This window comes from uncultured Sphingopyxis sp., from assembly GCF_900078365.1.
Taxonomy (GTDB): domain Bacteria; phylum Pseudomonadota; class Alphaproteobacteria; order Sphingomonadales; family Sphingomonadaceae; genus Sphingopyxis.
Genome location: NZ_LT598653.1, coordinates 1,587,594 through 1,605,425, shown reverse-complemented (window position 1 = coordinate 1,605,425; position 17,832 = coordinate 1,587,594). Strand labels below are relative to the sequence as shown.

Annotated in this window: 17 protein-coding genes and 3 pseudogenes; 9 read left to right on the top strand and 11 right to left on the bottom strand. The window is 65.3% G+C overall.

What is annotated here, in order from left to right; translation table 11 throughout:
* Positions 1 to 25: 25 nt before the first annotated feature.
* Entirely contained in the window at positions 26 to 3,358 is a 3,333-nt protein-coding gene (locus tag QZL87_RS07280; protein ID WP_246427309.1) for an error-prone DNA polymerase, read from the top strand.
* 56 nt (positions 3,359 to 3,414) lie between these two features.
* Here QZL87_RS07280 and QZL87_RS07275 read toward each other — a convergent pair whose 3' ends face one another.
* A complete protein-coding gene (locus QZL87_RS07275) occupies positions 3,415 to 3,900 on the bottom strand; it encodes an arsinothricin resistance N-acetyltransferase ArsN1 family B (protein WP_184100748.1) in 486 nt (161 codons plus the stop codon).
* Between the two features lie 173 nt (positions 3,901 to 4,073).
* On the opposite strand from QZL87_RS07275, the gene QZL87_RS07270 reads away from it, so the two are divergent.
* The 4 genes from QZL87_RS07270 to arsH are packed head-to-tail and all read left to right on the top strand — an operon-like array spanning position 4,074 to position 6,712.
* Positions 4,074 to 4,403, top strand: a complete 330-nt coding sequence (locus QZL87_RS07270) for a metalloregulator ArsR/SmtB family transcription factor (RefSeq protein ID WP_184100747.1) — start codon at positions 4,074 to 4,076, stop codon at positions 4,401 to 4,403.
* A 13-nt stretch (positions 4,404 to 4,416) separates the two neighbouring features.
* Positions 4,417 to 4,845 carry an arsenate reductase (glutaredoxin) gene (gene arsC, locus QZL87_RS07265; RefSeq protein ID WP_184100746.1) on the top strand — a complete coding sequence of 143 codons (429 nt, stop codon included), beginning with the start codon at positions 4,417 to 4,419 and terminating at the stop codon, positions 4,843 to 4,845.
* 11 nt (positions 4,846 to 4,856) lie between these two features.
* Positions 4,857 to 5,921, top strand: a complete 1,065-nt coding sequence (arsB, locus tag QZL87_RS07260) for an ACR3 family arsenite efflux transporter (protein ID WP_184100745.1) — start codon at positions 4,857 to 4,859, stop codon at positions 5,919 to 5,921.
* A gap of 5 nt (positions 5,922 to 5,926) precedes the next feature.
* Positions 5,927 to 6,712, top strand: a complete 786-nt coding sequence (gene arsH / locus QZL87_RS07255; protein WP_184100744.1) for an arsenical resistance protein ArsH — start codon at positions 5,927 to 5,929, stop codon at positions 6,710 to 6,712.
* Between the two features lie 24 nt (positions 6,713 to 6,736).
* On the opposite strand, the gene arr is transcribed toward arsH, so the two are convergent.
* The 3 genes and pseudogenes from arr to QZL87_RS07240 all read right to left on the bottom strand — a co-directional run bounded on the left by arr (position 6,737) and on the right by QZL87_RS07240 (position 8,199).
* Positions 6,737 to 7,147, bottom strand: coding sequence for an NAD(+)--rifampin ADP-ribosyltransferase (gene arr, locus QZL87_RS07250; protein ID WP_276569299.1), 411 nt, complete (start codon positions 7,145 to 7,147; stop codon positions 6,737 to 6,739).
* 39 nt (positions 7,148 to 7,186) lie between these two features.
* A pseudogene (locus QZL87_RS07245) lies at positions 7,187 to 7,585 on the bottom strand (DUF1810 domain-containing protein); the annotation flags it as partial.
* Entirely contained in the window at positions 7,582 to 8,199 is a 618-nt protein-coding gene (locus QZL87_RS07240) for an SOS response-associated peptidase (protein ID WP_184100742.1), read from the bottom strand. The gene QZL87_RS07240 and the pseudogene QZL87_RS07245, both read right to left, overlap by 4 nt.
* A 55-nt stretch (positions 8,200 to 8,254) precedes the next feature.
* Between QZL87_RS07240 and QZL87_RS07235 the strand changes: the two genes are divergently transcribed.
* The 4 genes from QZL87_RS07235 to QZL87_RS07220 are packed head-to-tail and all read left to right on the top strand — an operon-like array spanning position 8,255 to position 10,497.
* Positions 8,255 to 8,767 (top strand): SOS response-associated peptidase family protein, encoded by a 513-nt coding sequence (locus tag QZL87_RS07235; RefSeq protein ID WP_295325786.1) that lies wholly within the window; start codon positions 8,255 to 8,257, stop codon positions 8,765 to 8,767.
* The gene (locus QZL87_RS07230) at positions 8,764 to 9,345 is read left to right on the top strand and encodes an alpha-ketoglutarate-dependent dioxygenase AlkB (protein ID WP_184100740.1); all 582 of its coding nucleotides are present in this window, start codon (positions 8,764 to 8,766) and stop codon (positions 9,343 to 9,345) included. Before QZL87_RS07235 ends, QZL87_RS07230 begins: the two co-directional genes overlap by 4 nt.
* 59 nt (positions 9,346 to 9,404) lie before the next feature.
* Complete coding sequence (locus tag QZL87_RS07225) at positions 9,405 to 10,313, top strand: endonuclease/exonuclease/phosphatase family protein (RefSeq protein ID WP_184100738.1); 909 nt, start codon at positions 9,405 to 9,407, stop codon at positions 10,311 to 10,313.
* A 19-nt stretch (positions 10,314 to 10,332) separates the two neighbouring features.
* Positions 10,333 to 10,497, top strand: a complete 165-nt coding sequence (locus tag QZL87_RS07220) for a hypothetical protein (protein WP_295325781.1) — start codon at positions 10,333 to 10,335, stop codon at positions 10,495 to 10,497.
* Positions 10,498 to 10,784: 287 nt separating this feature from the next.
* Here the strand turns inward: QZL87_RS07220 and rlxS are convergent, their stop codons facing one another.
* From rlxS to QZL87_RS07185, 7 genes and pseudogenes are all read right to left on the bottom strand, one after another.
* Complete coding sequence (rlxS, locus tag QZL87_RS07215; protein ID WP_184100732.1) at positions 10,785 to 12,761, bottom strand: relaxase/mobilization nuclease RlxS; 1,977 nt, start codon at positions 12,759 to 12,761, stop codon at positions 10,785 to 10,787.
* 598 nt (positions 12,762 to 13,359) lie between these two features.
* Positions 13,360 to 14,370, bottom strand: a pseudogene (locus tag QZL87_RS07210) (IS110 family transposase); the annotation flags it as partial.
* A 223-nt stretch (positions 14,371 to 14,593) separates the two neighbouring features.
* Positions 14,594 to 15,445, bottom strand: a pseudogene (locus QZL87_RS07205) (IS110 family transposase); the annotation flags it as partial.
* A gap of 252 nt (positions 15,446 to 15,697) precedes the next feature.
* Positions 15,698 to 16,057 carry a hypothetical protein gene (locus QZL87_RS07200; protein ID WP_184100730.1) on the bottom strand — a complete coding sequence of 120 codons (360 nt, stop codon included), beginning with the start codon at positions 16,055 to 16,057 and terminating at the stop codon, positions 15,698 to 15,700.
* A 240-nt stretch (positions 16,058 to 16,297) separates the two neighbouring features.
* Positions 16,298 to 17,005, bottom strand: coding sequence for a lytic transglycosylase domain-containing protein (locus QZL87_RS07195; RefSeq protein WP_184100728.1), 708 nt, complete (start codon positions 17,003 to 17,005; stop codon positions 16,298 to 16,300).
* Complete coding sequence (locus tag QZL87_RS07190) at positions 16,993 to 17,565, bottom strand: S26 family signal peptidase (RefSeq protein WP_184100726.1); 573 nt, start codon at positions 17,563 to 17,565, stop codon at positions 16,993 to 16,995. Before QZL87_RS07190 ends, QZL87_RS07195 begins: the two co-directional genes overlap by 13 nt.
* Complete coding sequence (locus QZL87_RS07185) at positions 17,558 to 17,827, bottom strand: helix-turn-helix domain-containing protein (RefSeq protein ID WP_184100725.1); 270 nt, start codon at positions 17,825 to 17,827, stop codon at positions 17,558 to 17,560. The genes QZL87_RS07190 and QZL87_RS07185 overlap by 8 nt, the downstream gene beginning before the upstream one ends.
* Positions 17,828 to 17,832 lie beyond the last annotated feature (5 nt).

Here is a 17,832-nt window from a genome sequence, read left to right as displayed (position 1 = left end):
GGCGGCCGAACCGGAGCGCCTTCGCTTGAGCGGCGACACGCCCGCTTATGTCGAACTGCAGGTCACCACGCATTTCAGCTTCCTGCGCGGCGCCTCGTCGCCCGATGAGCTGTTCGCCGCCGCGGCGCTGCTCGGCCTGCCCGCGCTCGGTATCGTCGACCGCCATTCGGTCGCGGGGATCGTCCGCGCCTGGGATGCCGAGAAGGCAACCGGCGTGCGCGCGATCGTCGGTTCGCGGCTCGACCTCACCGACGGCACCGCGCTTCTCGTCTATCCGACCGACAAGGCGGCTTACGGCCGCATGTGCCGGCTGCTCAGCGTCGGCAAGGGCCGCGCCGGCAAAGGCGCGTGTCATCTCGACTGGCCCGATGTCGAGGAATGGAACGAAGGGCTGATCGCCTGCCTCGTTCCCGACCGCGCCGACGCGGCAACCGAAGGCGCGCTCGAACGAACGAAACGGATCTTCGGCGACCGCGCCTATATGGCGCTGACGATCCGCCGCCGCCCGCGCGATGCGATCCGGCTGCGCGACCTCGCGGCGCAAGCCGCCGCCGCGCGGGTGCCGACCGTGGCGACCGGCGACGTGCTTTATCACATTCCCGAACGCCGCCTGCTGCAGGACGTCGTCACCTGCATCCGCGAGAAATGCACGATCGACGATCTCGGCGATCGCCGCGAGCGCTTCGCCGACCGGCATTTGAAATCCGCCGCCGAGATGGAGCGCTTGTTCCGCCGTTACCTCAAGGACGCCTCACCCGTCGCGCGGACGGTCGAATTTGCGGAGCGCTGCACCTTCAGCCTCGAGGAGCTGCGCTACCAATATCCCGAGGAAATCCGCGTCCCCGGGCGCACGCCGCAACAGGAGCTCGAGCTTCTGACTTGGGAGAAAGCCCCCGCGCGCTATCCCGAAGGCCTCGACGGCAAGGTCCGGACGCAGCTCGAGCATGAGCTGCGATTGATCGGAGAACTCGATTACGCGCCCTATTTTCTGACGGTCCACTCGATCGTCGCCGAAGCGCGCCGCCGCGAAATCCTCTGCCAGGGCCGCGGTTCGGCGGCGAACAGTGCGGTCTGCTACGTGCTCGGCATCACCTCGATCGACCCGGTGCGCTCCGAATTGCTCTTCGAACGCTTCATCTCGGCCGAACGGCGCGAGCCCCCCGATATCGACGTCGATTTCGAGCATGAGCGGCGCGAGGAAATCATCCAGTGGATCTACGAAACCTATGGCCGCACGCGAAGCGCGCTCACCGCAGTGGTCACCCGCTACCGCTCGCGCGGCGCAGTGCGCGAGGTCGGCAAGGCGCTCGGCCTCAGCGAAGACATGACCGCGGGGCTCGCAGGTGCGGTCTGGGGTTATAGCCGCGAAGGCGTCGACGAAAGCCATGCCGCGGCGCTGAATCTCGACATGGCCGACAAGCGGCTGATGCTGACGCTCGAGCTCGCGCGCACGCTGATCAATACCCCGCGCCACCTCTCGCAGCATCCGGGCGGGTTCGTGCTGACGCGCGACCGGCTCGACGAGCTCGTGCCGATCGAACCCGCGGCGATGGACGACCGCCAGGTCATCGAATGGGACAAGGACGATATCGACGCGCTTGGCTTCATGAAGGTCGATATCCTCGCGCTCGGTATGCTCTCCTGCATGCGCCGCGCTTTCGAATTCCTGCGCGAAGCCAAAGACATCCATCACGATCTTTCGACGATCCCTGCGGAAGACCCTGCGACCTACGCGATGATCCGCAAGGCCGACACCCTCGGCGTCTTCCAGATCGAAAGCCGTGCACAGATGGCTTCGATCCCGCTGATGGCGCCGCGCACCTTCTACGATCTCGTGATCCAGGTCGCGATCGTCCGTCCTGGCCCGATCCAAGGCGACATGGTCCATCCCTATCGCCGCCGCCGCAACGGGCAGGAAGAGGTCACCTACCCCACCTCCGAGCTGCGCCGCGTGCTCGAAAAGACATTGGGCGTCCCGCTCTTCCAGGAACAGGCGATGCGTGTCGCGATCGAATGCGCGGGGTTCACGCCGAGCGAGGCCGATCTCCTCCGCCGCGCGATGGCGACCTTCAAGCTGACCGGCGGCGTCTCGCATTTTCGCGACAAGCTCATCAACGGCATGGTCTCGCGCGGTTACGACCAGGACTTCGCCGAAAGGACCTTCAAGCAGATCGAGGGCTTCGGCTCCTACGGCTTTCCCGAAAGCCATGCCGCGAGCTTCGCGCTGATCGCCTATGCCTCGTCGTGGATGAAATGCCATCATCCCGATGTTTTCTGCGCCGCGCTGCTCAACGCGCAGCCGATGGGCTTCTACGCGCCGGCACAGATCGTACGCGATGCGCGCCAGCACGGCGTCGAGGTGCGTCCCGTCGACGTCAACCACAGCCGCTGGGACTGCACGCTCGAAGCGAGCGATCCCGGCGGCGGTGCGGGCAAATATCTCGCGGTGCGCCTCGGCCTGCGCATGGTGCGAGGGCTCGCCAACGAGGACGGCGCGGCGATCGTCACTGCGCGTGCCGACACGGCGTTCACGAGCGCCGAAGAAATCCAGCGCCGCGCTGGCGTCGGTCGCGGTGCGCTCGACCGCATCGGCGACGCCGACGGCTTCGCCTCATTGGGCTCTTCGCGCCGCGAAGGCCTGTGGGAAGTGAAAGGCCTCGGCCACGCCGCCCTCCCGCTCTTCGCGGCGGCCGACGAGCGCGCCGGCATGCTGCAGCGCGAAGCGGTCGAGCCCGCCGTCCCGCTCGCGCCGATGGGTGAAGGCGCCGAAGTGGTCGAAGATTACCGCGCCTCGGGCCTGTCGCTCCGTGCACATCCGCTCGCCTTCCTCCGCGATGAGCTACGTGCGCGCAAGATGATCAGCTGCCAAGAGCTGCAAGGCGTCAAGGACGGGCGCTGGATCGAACTCGCCGGGGTCGTGCTCGTCCGCCAGAAGCCGGGATCGGCGAAAGGCGTCATGTTCATCACGCTCGAGGACGAGACCAATGTCGCCAATCTCGTCGTCTGGACCAAGGTCTTCGAGGCCAATCGCCGCACGGTGCTCGGCGCATCGATGATGGGAGTGCGCGGTCAGGTCCAGCGCGAGGGCGAGGTCATCCATGTCATCGCGCAGCGCCTCGACGATCTGTCGCCGCTCCTCGCGAGCGTAGGCAACCGCGCCGACGTCGCCGATGTCTATCGCGTGAGCCGCGCCGATGTCGTCAAAAGCCCGGTCGGCCGCGACCCGCGCGACCCCACGACTCAACCTCTCGGCCGCAATCCGCGCGACATCTATATTCCCGATCTCCGGCTCGGCTCGGGAATCATCCCCGGCCAGCCGACCGAGGGCATCAAGATCAAGCCGCGCGACTTTCGATAGGTACGGACTAACCGAGTAAGGGGCGCTTCTCAGCTACTCCGGCCCCTTCGCATCGCTCACAACAGCCGTTGCCACCAACCGACATCGTGCCAAGCATCAAATTTTCGTCCGACCTCGCGATAGACGCCCACCAACTCGAACCCCATGACTTCGTGCAGCCCGACGCTGGCGTCGTTTGGCAGCGCGATACCGGCAAACGCAGCATGATAGCCCAGGCTCGCTGCGGCAGGCAGCAGACGGGAGTATAAACAACGCGCGACGCCACTCCGTTGTGCGCCCGGCGCCACATAAACGGTTACATCGACCGACGTCCGATAAGCCACACGAGTCCTATGCTCAGAGGCATATGCATAGCCAACGATGCGTCCATCCTCTTCGGCCACCAGATAAGGATAGCGGGGCAGAATAGCCGCAATCCGCCTTTCGATTTCCATGACGTCTGGCGGCACGTCCTCGAAGGAGATCGTGGTCGACGTTACATAGTGTGCGTAAATGGCCTGAACCGCTTGTGCGTCCCCCATGGTTATTTGACGGACATGCATGTTGCACCACCTCAGAAGCAGAATTTCGTCAAATTGGCCCGACGCGTCCGTGCGATCAAGAGCGTAGGTCCACTGACGCGTACGATGCGCGACAAGAACATACAGCCGACTAAATGCATCGTATTTTTCCGATAGGTCTTGACGCACGCACACCCATCGGATAATTCCGATGCATGAATACCGACACCGCCCTTACAGCGCTCGCCGCACTGGCACACCCGACCCGGCTCGAAGCTTTCCGCTTGCTGGTCCAGCACGAGCCCGAAGGGCTATCGACCGGGCAGCTCGTCGATGCTTCGGGACTGACGCAAAGCACGTTTTCCACACATCTCGCGGTCTTGGCAAAGGCGGGGTTGGTCAAATCGGAGAAGCGCGGGCGGCAGTTCATTCAACGCGCGGAGATCGACGCGTTGAAGGGTCTGATGCTCTTTCTCGCGAAGGACTGCTGCCAGGGCCGCGCCGAGCTGTGCGAGCCGCTGCTCGCAGAACTTGCCTGCTGCTGACGGAAATCAACGAATGACCGACATCATCATCTATCACAATCCCGAATGCGGGACGTCGCGCAATGCGCTCGCGATGATCCGCAATGCGGGAGTTGAACCCCATATCGTCGAGTATCTGAAGACCCCGCCGACGCGGGGATTGCTCGTGCAGCTGATCGAGCGAGCCGGAATCACGCCGCGCGATCTGCTGCGCGAAAAGGGCACGCCATATGCCAAACTCGGACTGGAGCGCCCGGAGCTCACCGACGATCAACTGATCGACGCGATGATGGCGCATCCGATCCTCATAAACCGCCCGCTGGTCGTGTCGCCGCTGGGTGTGAAGCTCTGTCGCCCGTCCGAAGTCGTGCTCGACCTGATCCCGGCGCGCCAGCGCGGCGCTTTCGCGAAAGAGGACGGCGAAGAGGTCGTCGACGACGCCGGCAACCGCGTCGGCGCCTGACGAGATAGTCGATGACGCACCCAAAGCGCGAACGCCTGTCGTTCCTCGATCGCTATCTCACCCTGTGGATCTTTCTCGCGATGGCGCTCGGCGTCCTGCTGGGCTCGGTGTTCACGGGCCTGCCGGACGCGATCGACCGCCTCTCCTGGGGATCGACCAACATCCCGATCGCGATCGGCCTCATCCTGATGATGTATCCGCCGCTCGCGCGTGTTCGCTACGAGGAATTGCCGCGGGTGTTCGAGGACAAAAGGGTTCTCGCCATCTCGCTGATCCAGAACTGGATCATCGGTCCGGTGCTGATGTTCGCGCTCGCGGTGACCTTCCTGTCGGACCGGCCCGAATATATGACGGGCCTGATCCTGATCGGCCTCGCGCGCTGCATCGCGATGGTGATCGTCTGGAACCAGCTCGCAAAGGGCGACAATCAATATGTCGCCGCGCTCGTTGCCTTCAACTCGATCTTCCAGATCCTGTTCTTCAGCGTCTATGCTTGGTTCTTCCTGACTGTGCTCCCGCCGCTCTTCGGGCTCGAAGGCAGCATCATCGACGTGAGCTTCTGGACCGTTGCCGAGGCGGTGCTCATCTATCTCGGAATACCGTTCGTAGCCGGATATCTCACCCGCAAATGGCTCGCCAGCGCCAAGGGCAACGACTGGTACGAGACACGCTTCCTGCCGAAGATCGCGCCGATCACGCTCATCGCATTGCTCTTCACGATCGTTGCGATGTTCAGCCTCAAGGGCGGCGAGATCGTCAGCATTCCCGGCGACGTCATCCTGATCGCGATCCCGCTCACCATCTATTTCATCGTCCAGTTCATCATCAGCTTCTGGATGGGTAAACTGATCGAAGCCGACTATCCTCGCACAACAGCAGTCGCTTTCACCGCGGCGGGCAATAATTTCGAACTCGCGATCGCGGTCGCCATCGCTGCCTTCGGGCTCGCCTCGCCGGTCGCGTTCGCAGCGGTCATCGGCCCGCTCGTCGAAGTCCCCGTGCTCATCCTGTTGGTGAGCGTTGCCTTCTGGTTCGGACGCCGCTGGTTTCCGGCGTCCACGCCCGCGAAAGACTGATTTTGATGACCACTCCGATCTTTTCCCGTTTGCGCACGCTGGCCGATCCCGAGCACCTTCCGGCGCTGAGCCCCGAATATATCCGATCGCAGCCGGCGCTGGGCCTCGGTCCGCTCGATCCGGCGCCGCGCATACTCTTGCTCTACGGCAGCTTGCGCGAACGCTCCTATTCGCGGCTCGTCGTCGAGGAGACGGCGCGCTTGCTCCAGCTCTTCGGCTGCGAGACGCGGATCTTCGATCCATCCGACCTTCCCCTTCCCGACCAGATCGCCGACGATGATCATCCGGCGGTCGAGGAACTGAGACAGCATTCCATCTGGTCCGAAGGCCAGGTCTGGTGCAGCCCCGAGCGGCATGGACAGATCACAGGCATCATGAAGGCGCAGGTCGATCATCTGCCGCTCGCCTATAAGGGACTCCGTCCGACCCAAGGCCGCACGCTCGCGGTCATGCAAGTCTCGGCGGGATCGCAGTCGTTCAACAGCGTCAACACGCTGCGTATTCTCGGCCGCTGGATGCGAATGATCACCATCCCCAACCAATCAAGCGTCGCCAAGGCTTATGCGGAGTTCGATGAGGCCGGCCGCATGCTGCCATCGAGCTACTATGACCGGATCGTCGATGTCGCCGAAGAACTGGTGCGCTTCACTGTCCTTACGCGCGGTCATGCCGGCCAGCTCGTCGACCGCTATTCGGAACGCAAGGATCGGAACGAGCCGGTTGTCACGCCCGCCGACTTGGCGGGTCTGCCGGGCTGTCTGTCCCTTTCAAGCGACCCGGGTGTGCCTTGAACACAACATGGGTGTCGCCGCGCATCAATTGATAATTTCGCCACCTTTATCTGACCGCAGCACGGTCAGTCTCTCTCTCCACATCTGTAGCGCTTCGGGCGTCAACCTGGCCCAATCCGTGATTTCGCCAGTAACTTTGAGCGGTGCGCTGCTGCGATACGACCGGGTGGGATTGCCGGGAAATTTCTTGTCGGTCACGTTTGGATCGTTCTCGAACGGCCCGGTCGGTTCTACCGAATAAACACGCGGGACTGCGCTGCTTTTGGCGAGTTCCGCCGCAATTTCAGCAGCGAGACCCGCACCGTCAACGAGAGCAGTGAAGTAGATGTGGTTCATCACCACTTCGGGGCGATAGTTCGACCGATATCCCGCGCTCAGGAAATCGCCCACGCGCAACTCCGCGATTGTGCCGTGAAAGAACGGCCCTTCGTCCAGTACGTCTTCCCTGCCCCTACAACTCGATAGCTCGAGCGTCTGCTCGTCGCGCTCTCCGTCAAACCAGCGCGCAAGAGCCGCTCCGAACAACGGCGAACCGCCAGCCAACTCGAACAAAGTCAGCGAAGAGCGAAGCTTCACCGCGTCAACCGCACCAAACACCGCGACCGGATCGCTCCGTTCGAGGTCCTGCAGGGCTTCAACACATTCGAGATAACGCGCTCCGAGCAATGGATGCGCGAGATAGGCCTGCGCCTCGCCTAGATCGGCGATCGCGTAATGCTGCGCCATCGCGCTTCGACCGAGGCCCGCGAGCTGCGGGAAGATGAACCACATCCAGTGCGACCGCTTGGCCCCGCGTCGTATTTCATCGAGCGCGCGCGAATAGACCCGATCCTGCGCCGCGACGAAGCGTTCGAGCTCCGGCCCACTGCTCATAGCGCCAGCGCACCTTGCGCCGGCGGCTGACCGAAAACCTGCGTGACCTCGAGGCTGCCCTCTGGCAACCAACCGAGCACCTCAGCCGCCGGGACGCGCGGATCGAGCCAGTCGGCCCAGCGGTCGCGCGCAAGCGGGATGATCTGCCGGTGATGATAGGGCGCGATATCGGGTCCGGCGTCCATCGTCAGCAGCGTGAACGCCTCACCGCCGTCATATTCGCGCCAGATGCCCGCCATGCAGAACCAGCGATGATCCTTCATCGTGAAGAGCCATTTATCGAGGCGTTTCTGCGCCTTGTCCGCCGGATCGGTGAACTCATAGAAGCCGTCGCATAGTATCAGGCAGCGATGCGACGAGAAATCGCGCCCCTCGGAGCGGAAATTATAGACGGGTTTGCCGGTCGGCCCCGGCCAACTCCAGCGCCGGTTGACCAGCTCGCCGAGCGCGGCGCCCTCGCTACTCCGCACGATCGGCGCCATGTCGGTGATCTTGATGTCCTCGCGCGCCGCAACGTTCGGTGCGCCCTCGGGCATGTCGATCTTGATCTGGAGATCGTCGAAGTCCTCGGCGATCGACGCGATATCGACCTCGAGCCGGTAATCATTGCACATCGGCCGCACTCTCCTGGCTCTTGCGACTCATCTTCGTTCCCATTATGTTCTATCCATGGGTACGGCGCCAACCCCTTTCGATCCCGACGCCGCGAGCGACGCGGCGCGCGCGCTCGTCCGGCGCAATCCCGACGATATGACCGAGATCGAAATGGTCAACGCCGTCTGGGGTTCCGACCCGCGTTTCAGCGACGGGATCAACTATCGCTTCGTCCGGTCCGAAGGCCGCGCCTTCCCCAATCGCCGCTGCCTGATCCCCGCATCGGAATTCCGCATGGGCACCGACGACAAAAGATACCGGGTGACGCTCGACAGCGGCAACTTCTTCTATCTCGCGGCGATCTGGGATCCGCCGCTCGCCGACTGGCCGCTCTCCTACCGTATTCTCACGATCGACGCGGGTCCCGACGTCAGCCCGTATCAGTCGCGCCACGGGGTCATCGTCGAGCGACGCGATGTCATGCACTGGCTCGATGGGACGCTCCCGAATGAGACATTGTTCGCGCCGCCCCCGAAACACAGCCTGTTCGTCGAGCCGCTTCGCGCGCAGGCCGCGCTGCCGCTGTGACCGCTCGCGCAGCGGCGTGCGCGCGCCAGGCCGATCTGTTCGGCGCCCCGCTCCTGCCCGGCCTCGCTTATCGCGACGCGCTGATCGACGCCCGCGAAGAGCATGCGCTGATCGCGCAGATCGAGACCGCGGGCCTCACCCCGTTCCAGTTCCAGCAATGGGAAGGCAAAAGGCTGACGCGTTCGTTCGGCTGGACCTATGATTTCCAGACCGGGCGCTTCGCACCGGGCGAGCCGATACCGGGCTGGCTCGACCCGCTTCGCGACCGCGCCGCCGCTTTCGCCGGCATCGAAGCCGAAGCCCTCGAACAGGCCCTCGTCATCGAATATGGGGCCGGCGCCGGCATCGGCTGGCACAAGGACCGCCCGGTCTTCGAACATGTGATCGGCGTTTCGCTGGGCGCACCGGCGACGATGCGCTTCCGGCGGCGCCGCGAAGCCGGGTTCGACCGTGCGACCGCCGATCTCGCGCCGCGCTCGATCTACCATATGCAAGGCGAGGTTCGCGACGATTGGGAGCATAGCATCGCCGCGATGGACGCGCCGCGCTGGTCGGTCACCTTCCGAAGTCTCCGATAATGCGACAAGCTGCGTCCGCCGCGATTGATGTCGGCGCACAACGACGGCACAAGCCGCGCATGTCGCATCGCTTCACCGCTCCGCTCGCTGTCCTCCTCGCGCTTGCCGCATGCGCACCGCAACCGGCTCCGCCCGCCGCAATCGGGATGGTGCACGCGGCGCCGCTCAAGCTCGCGAGCTGGAACCTCGAATTTCTGGCCGAGAAGGATGGCGTCGGCTGCGCGCCGCGGGCGCCCGAAGATTATGCCGCGATGCGCCGGATCGTCGACGGACTCGACGCCGACGTCATCGCATTCCAGGAGGCCGAGAATGCCAAGGCCGCGGCGCGCATCTTCGATCCCGCGCGCTTCACAATCGTCATGGAAGCGCGGCCCGGGAGCCCAAGCGGAACCTGCGGCGGCGACCATCCCGAGCAGCAGGTCATCCGGCAGGCGGTGGGCTTTGCAATCCGCAAGGACATCGCGTTCGACCACCACGCCGACGTGACCTCGCTGATGCTCGGCAATCCGCAGCTCCGGTCGGGCGTCGACATCACGCTGCGGCCAGGCGGGCGAGCGCCGATACGGCTCCTGTCGGTCCATCTGAAATCGGGATGCTTTTCGGGCGCCGAGGCGAAGGCCTGCCCGGTGCTGCTGCAGCAAATCCCGGCACTCGAAAGCTGGATCGACGCGGCCGCGAACGGACCCGATCGTTTTGCCGTGCTCGGCGACTGGAACCGCCGTCTCGCGCTGCCGGGCGATGCGGTCTGGAAGGAGATCGACGATGGCGAGCCGGCGAATGCCGACCTTCGCCTCGCCGACGAAGGAACGCCGCCGCGCTGCGATCCGCGCTACGACAGTTTCATCGACCATATCGTCCTCGACAAGCGCGCGGGCGGCGACCTGAAGGATTTCGCGGAAACGCGCTACGCGCCGAATGAGAAGCATTACTCCGACCACTGCCCCGTGTCGGTCGCACTGACGCGCTGATGGAACGCGCTGGAGATAATTGATGGACGAAGAATTACAGGCAGCGCTCGAGGTGCTCGTCCAGATTGACGATGCCGACGGGATTTTCGATCGCCAAGCCGACGGGGGCGGCTACCGCTCCGAAGCGCTTGAGTCCGCGCTCGATGTCGTCCGGCGGCATCTGCCCGCTCAGGGCGCGACATAGGCGAGTACACGGCAACAGGTGACCCGCACGGGCGCCATCGAGAAAAGCGGCGGCACCGCGCGAACGTCCCGGGAAAAGCCGAGCACGGTGCCGCCGAGTGACGGCCGAACGGGTCGCATGTTCAGCCGGCTCATTTCAACGAAGAGGAGCCCCCTCCTTGTCGACGGATGAGCGCAGTCGACGCGCAGCCGATAGGCATGACACTTCGGTCACGGAACCAAGAGATTTGACGCTGCCGCCAAGCTCAACTTTCGTGGCGTTCCGCAACGGATTGTGGACGCTCGCGATCAGCTAATCGTGGGCCCGCCACGGTCGCGTCCGATCGTCCAGCTGATCCCGCTTTCGCGGACCATGCCGCCGACCTCCTTGCCGACATGACGGTCGAGCACCGGCTTCCACGGAACCAGCGAAAATTGCTTGGCCTTCTCGACGAGCGCGTAGCGCCCGCCGGCGGCATCGATCCGTTTCGCGAGCCGGCCATCGACCCGCTCGCCTTCGTGGGCCTCGACGAAGTCCTTGCCGAGTTCGGCCGAGAGGCTCCGCGCCAGTCGTAACAATTCGCGCCGCTGCAGCGCCGCCAATGCGCCGCGGCGATAGGCTATTCCCTCGCCCGCGGCATCGGCGAGCTCTTCGTCGATCAGCCATTGCTGGCGCAGCGCCATCGCGGTCCGCACCTCGCGCCCGAACCCCTTGTCGCGCGCCGGCAAGGTGCCGCCGCTCGCTGCCTCGCGGTCGAGCCAGGTCCGGGCTTCGGCGCGCGCGAGCCGCTCGACAGGCACCGGCGACAAGAGCTCGACGGTCACCGGGCGCTCGCGCGCCGAGGCTGTAGCATAGGCGCGGGCGCGCTCGGTATGGTCGGCCGCGATCGTCCAGCTGCCGTCGGCCGCGCGTTCTGTCAGACCCTGGCGCCGCATGGCTTCGAGGCGGCGGATATGCGCCTCGATAAACGCCGGGCTCGCATGGCTGTCGAACCGCCGGTGCGCCGTGGCGTCGTACCGTCCCTCATTTGCCGCGGCGACCGCGACGATCGTACGGTCGGCCTCGCTCATCGCACTTGCCGTCGGCACGATCCGGACGATCGCACCCTCGGGCAACGTCTCGACAGCGTCGCCCTTGCCGATCGCGACATAGTGGCTGGCCCCGTCGATACCATCGACGATCAGATAATGGCGGTCGGCGAGTTCGTCGTCGAGGCCGCGCGCGACGACGCGCCCGACGAGCGCTTCGACAAGCGGCGCATGACGGTCGTGGATGACGCGATCCGCCGGCGCCGCCGCGCGCGACCGCGCGGTCAGCTCGCGCTGCATCGTGCGAATGATATCGCCGCGCTCGCCGAGCCCGGTGAGCGTCTCGCGCATCGCGCCCGCGAGCCGCCACTGCCCCGGCGCAATCTCGTCGGCGAGCCCCATCGCGCCGAGCTTCTGCAGCCGACCGGCACGGAGCGACTGGATGACCGGGTCGCGGTCCTTCGCCATGACGAGCGGATGGCGCCCGGCTTCGCGCAGCAGGTCGCGATCGATGTCGGTGAGCCGTTCGGCGTCGACGTCGCGCCGCATCCGTGTCTCGACTTCGAGCTGCGTCTTCGGGCCGAGATCGAGCGTGGCGATCTCGCTGGCGCGCGTCCGCAGCCCGTGCGCGATATAGTCGCGGGCGATGATCAGATCCTTGCCGCGCTCGTCGCGTCCGCGGAGCATGATATGGCTGTGCGGGTGGCCGGTATTGAAATGGTCGACCGCGACCCAATCGAGACGCGTTCCGAGATCCTCCTCCATCTGCGCCATCAGCCGCCGCACGAAGGGCTTGAGATCGGCGTAGAGATCGCCCTCCTCGGCCGACACGATGAAGCGGAACTGGTGGCGATCGCCGGTCGCGCGATCGAGGAAGTCCCTGCCGTCGGCGACATCGCCCTGCGGCCCATATAATTGCCCGGGCGCGCCCTCGCGGGTGACGCCGTCGCGCTGGATATATTTGAGATGCGCGCGCGCCGCGTCGAGCCCCTTGCCGCCGAGCCGCACCAGCCGCGTCTTCACGATCACGCGCCGCGACGTGAACCGGTCGGTTGCCCCGCGCGACGCGAGGAGCCGCCCCGCCGCGCTGCCGCGCCCGATCCGGCTGCCGTCGAAGCCTTTGCGCCCCGCTCGTGCCCCGCCCGCCGCAGCGATGCCCGCAGCGAGCAGGCGGCCGAGATATTTGCGCGCCTTCTTGCCGCGCACGCTCCGCATCTTGCCGAGCTTCGGCTCGAAATCCTCCTCGCCGCCGCTCATCTCGCCGCGCCCGCCGGAATCTCGCGCCCGGTGGCGGAAACCCGCCGATCTCGGCGCATGAGTCTCGCGGCAGCATGCCGCGTCTCGTAAAAAGGGATGTGCAGACAGGAAGATGGCTCGCCTTGCGAGACTCTCCTTTTATCTTGCCCTCTTATTTGGCTCCCTGATTTTCGAAGTTTTCGCCATCTCCATCTCTCCTTCATAGCAAGTAATTGGCCCCTATTCGACGACAGGCTTGCAAGATCTGCGATGTGACGAGGGTCTGATACGCCGTGCACTCTTCCGGGCTCATCGACGGGATGTTGGAACCGCACGTTCGCGGTGTTGGCGCCGTCGCGGCACATGTCGCTATCGGATTTACGGGGCAGCATCACAGGCACTCCGGCGTGGTCCGCGCGGGGCGGCCACAGGCAAGATATCGTGCTTCCCGTTTTCCAGGTCTGTATCATTCCTCTGCCGCTTGCGCGGACCTCCTAAGCTCGTTGCGCCGTCAACCGGCAGTCGATGGGGCGGTGGTTGTTCATGAGTTCGCGAGGCTGAGCCGTTGCAGTTTCGCTGCGTTCGATGCGTCGATGTCCTGCGCAGACGCGTCTGGATCGCCGACGTAAAAGGTACCGTCGCGCCACATTGCGTGCATCACGATGGCAAGTTTGCGTGCGACGGCGACGCGGGCTTTCGCGTGGCACTTGGTCTTCGTGAGCTTCAGCCCCCATGTCTTGATCAGGTCGCGGCCCTTGAACCGGGTGAGCATCGCCGACGCAGCCTCGTATAGCGCGCGGCGCACGTCGGGATCGCCCGCCTTGCTGATGCGACCGTGGACATCGATCGAGGTGCCCGACTGCCATCGCTTCGACGTCAGCCCGAAGTAGGCCGCGACATTGCGCGAACGACGGAACCGCTGCGGATCGTCGATCGCGCTGCTGAAGCTGAGCGCGGTGACGGGACCAACACCGGGGATTGCCATGAATCGCCGACATAGCTCGTCGCGCATGGCGATCTGCACGACCAGCTTGTGCAGCGTCAGATACTCAGCCCACAGCGCCGCGCGCGCCCGAAGCATGCAGTCCATGAGTCCAGCGGTCATCGCATCGCCGGCGACAGACTCTCGAACGGCCTTTTCCATGGCGCCGCGGCCGACTTTGCCGAGCCGGATTCCGAACACTTTCAGCGAGTGACGGATGGCATTTTCGAGGTCGAGGAACTTGCGTTTGAGATTGCGGCGCTGAACGAGCAGCAGCCTGATCCGATAGCAGGCATCCGTCTTGACGTGCGCCTGGCGGAACCAGCCGGTCCGCATGATATGCGCGATGCCGAGTGCATCATTCGCGTCGGTCTTGTTGCGCTGCGCCGACAGCGCCGCGCGCACATGACGCGTTTCAAGGCAGACCGCTGGAACGCCTTCCGCCAGCAGCTCGGTGTGCAGCCACGGCGACAGCGACCCGGCCTCGTGGCCGACGCGGCGCATGCGATCCGCATACGGTCGCAGTGCCTCGGCGATCGCAGCCGGATCGGTTTCCACAGCGGTTTCGAACGCGACTTTCCCGTCGTCGCCAACGACGCAGATTGCGGTTTCGTCGACCGAGACATCAAGGCCGGTAAAGTATTCCATCACACGACTCCTTCGCTTCCGTTTGACCGGAGCGAGGGTCGCGCCGCTGGCGTCCGCAGCGCAAGGTTTCTCATCGGGCGCAGCTGCCGTGCTGGTCGGAAGCAACGCCAAGTCCTCGCCAAATACGGCGGCAGTCCTATTTGGCTCCCGTTTTCTGCAAGATTTCGCCATCTCCATCTCTCCTTCATAGCAAGTAATCGGGCACTATTCGACGTGGGCTCTTGAGCATCGCCGACGCCGCCTCGTAGAGCGCGCGACGCACATCGGGATCGCCAGCCTTGCTGATCCGTCCCTGCACATCGATCGACGTGCCCGACTGCCACCGCTTCGCCGTCAACCCGAAGTAGGCCGCCACGTTGCGCGATCGACGGAAGCGCTGCGGGTCGTCGATCGCACTGCTGAAGCTCAGCGCCGTCACCGGACCGACGCCCGGGATCGCCATGAAGCGCCGGCAGAGTTCGTCGCGCATGGCGAGCTGCACGACGAGCTTGTGCAGCGTCAGATACTCAGCCCACAGCGCGGCGCGTGCGCGAAGCATGCAGTCCATCAGACCAGCGCCCGCGACGGCCTCGCGCACGGACTTCTCCATGGCGCCGCGGCCGACCTTGCCAAGCCGGATCCCGAACACCTTCAGCGAGTGGCGGATCGCATTTTCAAGGTCGAGGAACTTGCGCTTCAGATTGCGGCGCTGAACGAGCAGCAGCCTGATCCGATAGCAGCCATCCGTCTTGATGTGCGCCTGGCGGAACCAGCCGGTGCGCATGATATGTGCGATGCCGAGTGCATCATTGGCGTCCGTCTTGTTGCGCTGCGCCGACAGGGCCGCGCGCACATGACGGGTTTCGAGGCAGACCGCTGGAACACCTTCGGCCAGCAGCTCGGTGTGCAGCCACGGCGACAGCGATCCGGCCTCGTGGCCGACGCGGCGCATGCGATCCGCGTACGGCCGCAGCGCTTCCGCGATTGCAGCCGGATCGGTTTCGACGGCGGTTTCGAACGCCACTTTGCCGTCATCGCCAACGACACAGATCGCGGTTTCGTCGACCGAGACATCGAGGCCGGTAAAGTATTCCATCACACGACTCCTTCGCTTCCGTTTGACCGGAGCGAGGGTCGCGCCGCTGACGTCCGCAGCGCAAGATTTCTCATCGGGTGCAGCATCCGCGCTGGTCGGAAGCAACGCCAAGTCCTCGCCAAATACGGCGGCAATCTCCGCTTCCTCCTCGAAACCGCTCCGCCGCTCCATCCGCGACCCCACCCCGCGACGAGGAAAAAACAAGGGAGCAGCGCCGCACCGGCGCCGCTCCCGTCCGACCGCCGATAGCGATCAATGCGCTTTGGCAAAGGCGTCGTCCGCCGCCGCCCGCTCCTCGAAATGCCGCACCCCGAGCAAAGCCTGCACCGCGTCCCAGCCGTCCACGAGCAGCACCGCGACATAGCAGCGCCCGTCGAAAACGCCTGCAACCGCCACCCGGTCGAGGGCCTCCGCCTGCTCCTCGTCGAGACCTTCCCAGAGCCCGAGCCAGCGCATTTTCTCGCGCGCCTCCCAGTAGAAATCGCCGCCTTCGGCTTCGACAAAGACCCGCGCCAGCCCTTCAGCCGCGGCGCTCCCGAACTCGGTTTCGAGCCCCGAAACCAGCCGTTCGAACACGCGATCCGCGGCACCGGAGATTGCAACATCGACCATGATATCCTCCTGAAATCGACCGTTCCCCAAGTCGGGAACGATGTTTCAGGGACGGGCGACGGCGCGGCTGTCAGGGCCGCCGGAGCGCAGCGCAGGCGCCGCGAAGCGGCGGTGGGGGGAACCGATTTGCACAGCAAATTGGGGGGCACCCGCCGGCCTTGCACAGCCGCGCCGCCGCCCGTCAAACTCGGCCTTGCCGAGACGAGCCCTACCCTCTCGCCCCGGCGCTCGGCCGATGTCCTAGCGCCTGTCATCGCCGCCGCCGCGCAGCAGGAAGAGCGGGTCCGGGCGCCGCGCACCCTGTTCGGGCACCACATGATTGATGGCTGACCGTGCCTCCGCCTGCGGCGTTGTCACGAGCACTGCGGGGCCTGCACGTTCGCTTCGCGCGAAGAAGATCGGGTCGACATCGGCCTGCGGCACCTCCGCTTCATCGCCGCGCGAAGGCAATGCCGTCGCGGTCGGCAATGCCGCCTGCCCGGTGATTTTCGCGACATAGTCGCGCGTCTCGCGCGGCAGCGGACGGCCGCGCGCGAGATGCTCGCCGTAGCGTCCGGGCCCCGCATTATAGGCCGCGAACAATCCCGGATAACCGAAGCGGTCGTACATATCGCGCAGATAGGCGGTGCCCGCGACGATATTGTCGCGCGGGTCGTACGGGTCGGGCCCGAGGCGGTAGCGCGCGCGCAGACTCGCCCAGGTCGCGGGCATCACCTGCATCAATCCCATCGCCCCCGCATGGCTGGTGATCGGCTTGCCCCCGAGCTCGGTCCGCCCGCCGCTCTCGGCGGCGATGACGCGGAGCACCCACTCTTCGGGAAGCCCGAAGCGCGCCGCCGCGTCGCTGACATGGACACGCCAGGGCGCCGCTTCGCGCGCAAAGCAGGGTCCGGCGGCAAGCGTCAGGAGGGCGGTGAGCAGCGCCGCGCGGTGTTTCAGCGCGCCCATAAAAGATGCGCCCGCCCAAGGATGTCGCGCGCGCGCGTGACCCCGAAATAGCGCCCGTCGAACGATGCGTCCTCGTTCGCCATGAGCAGGAAAGCATCGCCGCCGCCGAGCCGGACGCAGCCCTCCCACCATGGCAGGATGCGTCCCTTGGCGTCGCGCGCGCGGCGGGTCACGGCGGGGACGCCGTTGATCGAAATGTCGGGACCGCGCGCGCAGACGATCTCGCGGCGCGCTGCGACGACGCGTTTCACCAGCGGCACATTGGCGGGCAGATAACGGCGCCTTGCGGCGAGCATCCGCCACGGGTCCGGGGTCCGCGCAACCACCATGTCGCCAGCTGTGACGGGGACGCCGGGGCTCACGACATAGAGGCCGCGCGGCGCGCTGGCGCTCACATTCCAGACGAGACGCGGAGTCGGCGGCACGGCGATGGTAAGGCCAAGCGCGCCGATGCCGAACGCCGCGAAGGCGAAGCGAAGCTGGCGCCGCTGGCGCGCGAGACGCGTAGCTCGGAGCGCTTCGCCCCATGCGATCAGCGGGAGGTCGGGGCGCTCACGCATCGCCTTTCCCCTTCCGGTTTCCGCGCGGCTTCGGCGCATCGTCGGCGGGCGCCGTCGAGCGCGACCAGATGATCAGATCGTCGATATGATAGCGAATGAAGCGGCTGTGGAGCCGGTATCGGGGTCCGACGCAGCGGCTGCGCATATATTGAAGTTTGCGCGGACAAAGGCCGAGATAGGCCGCCGCCTGCTCGGTGTTCAGGAACGGACTGCCATGTTTGGCCGTCCGCGCCCTGATAATCTCGTCATCCTGTTCGCTCATCTTTC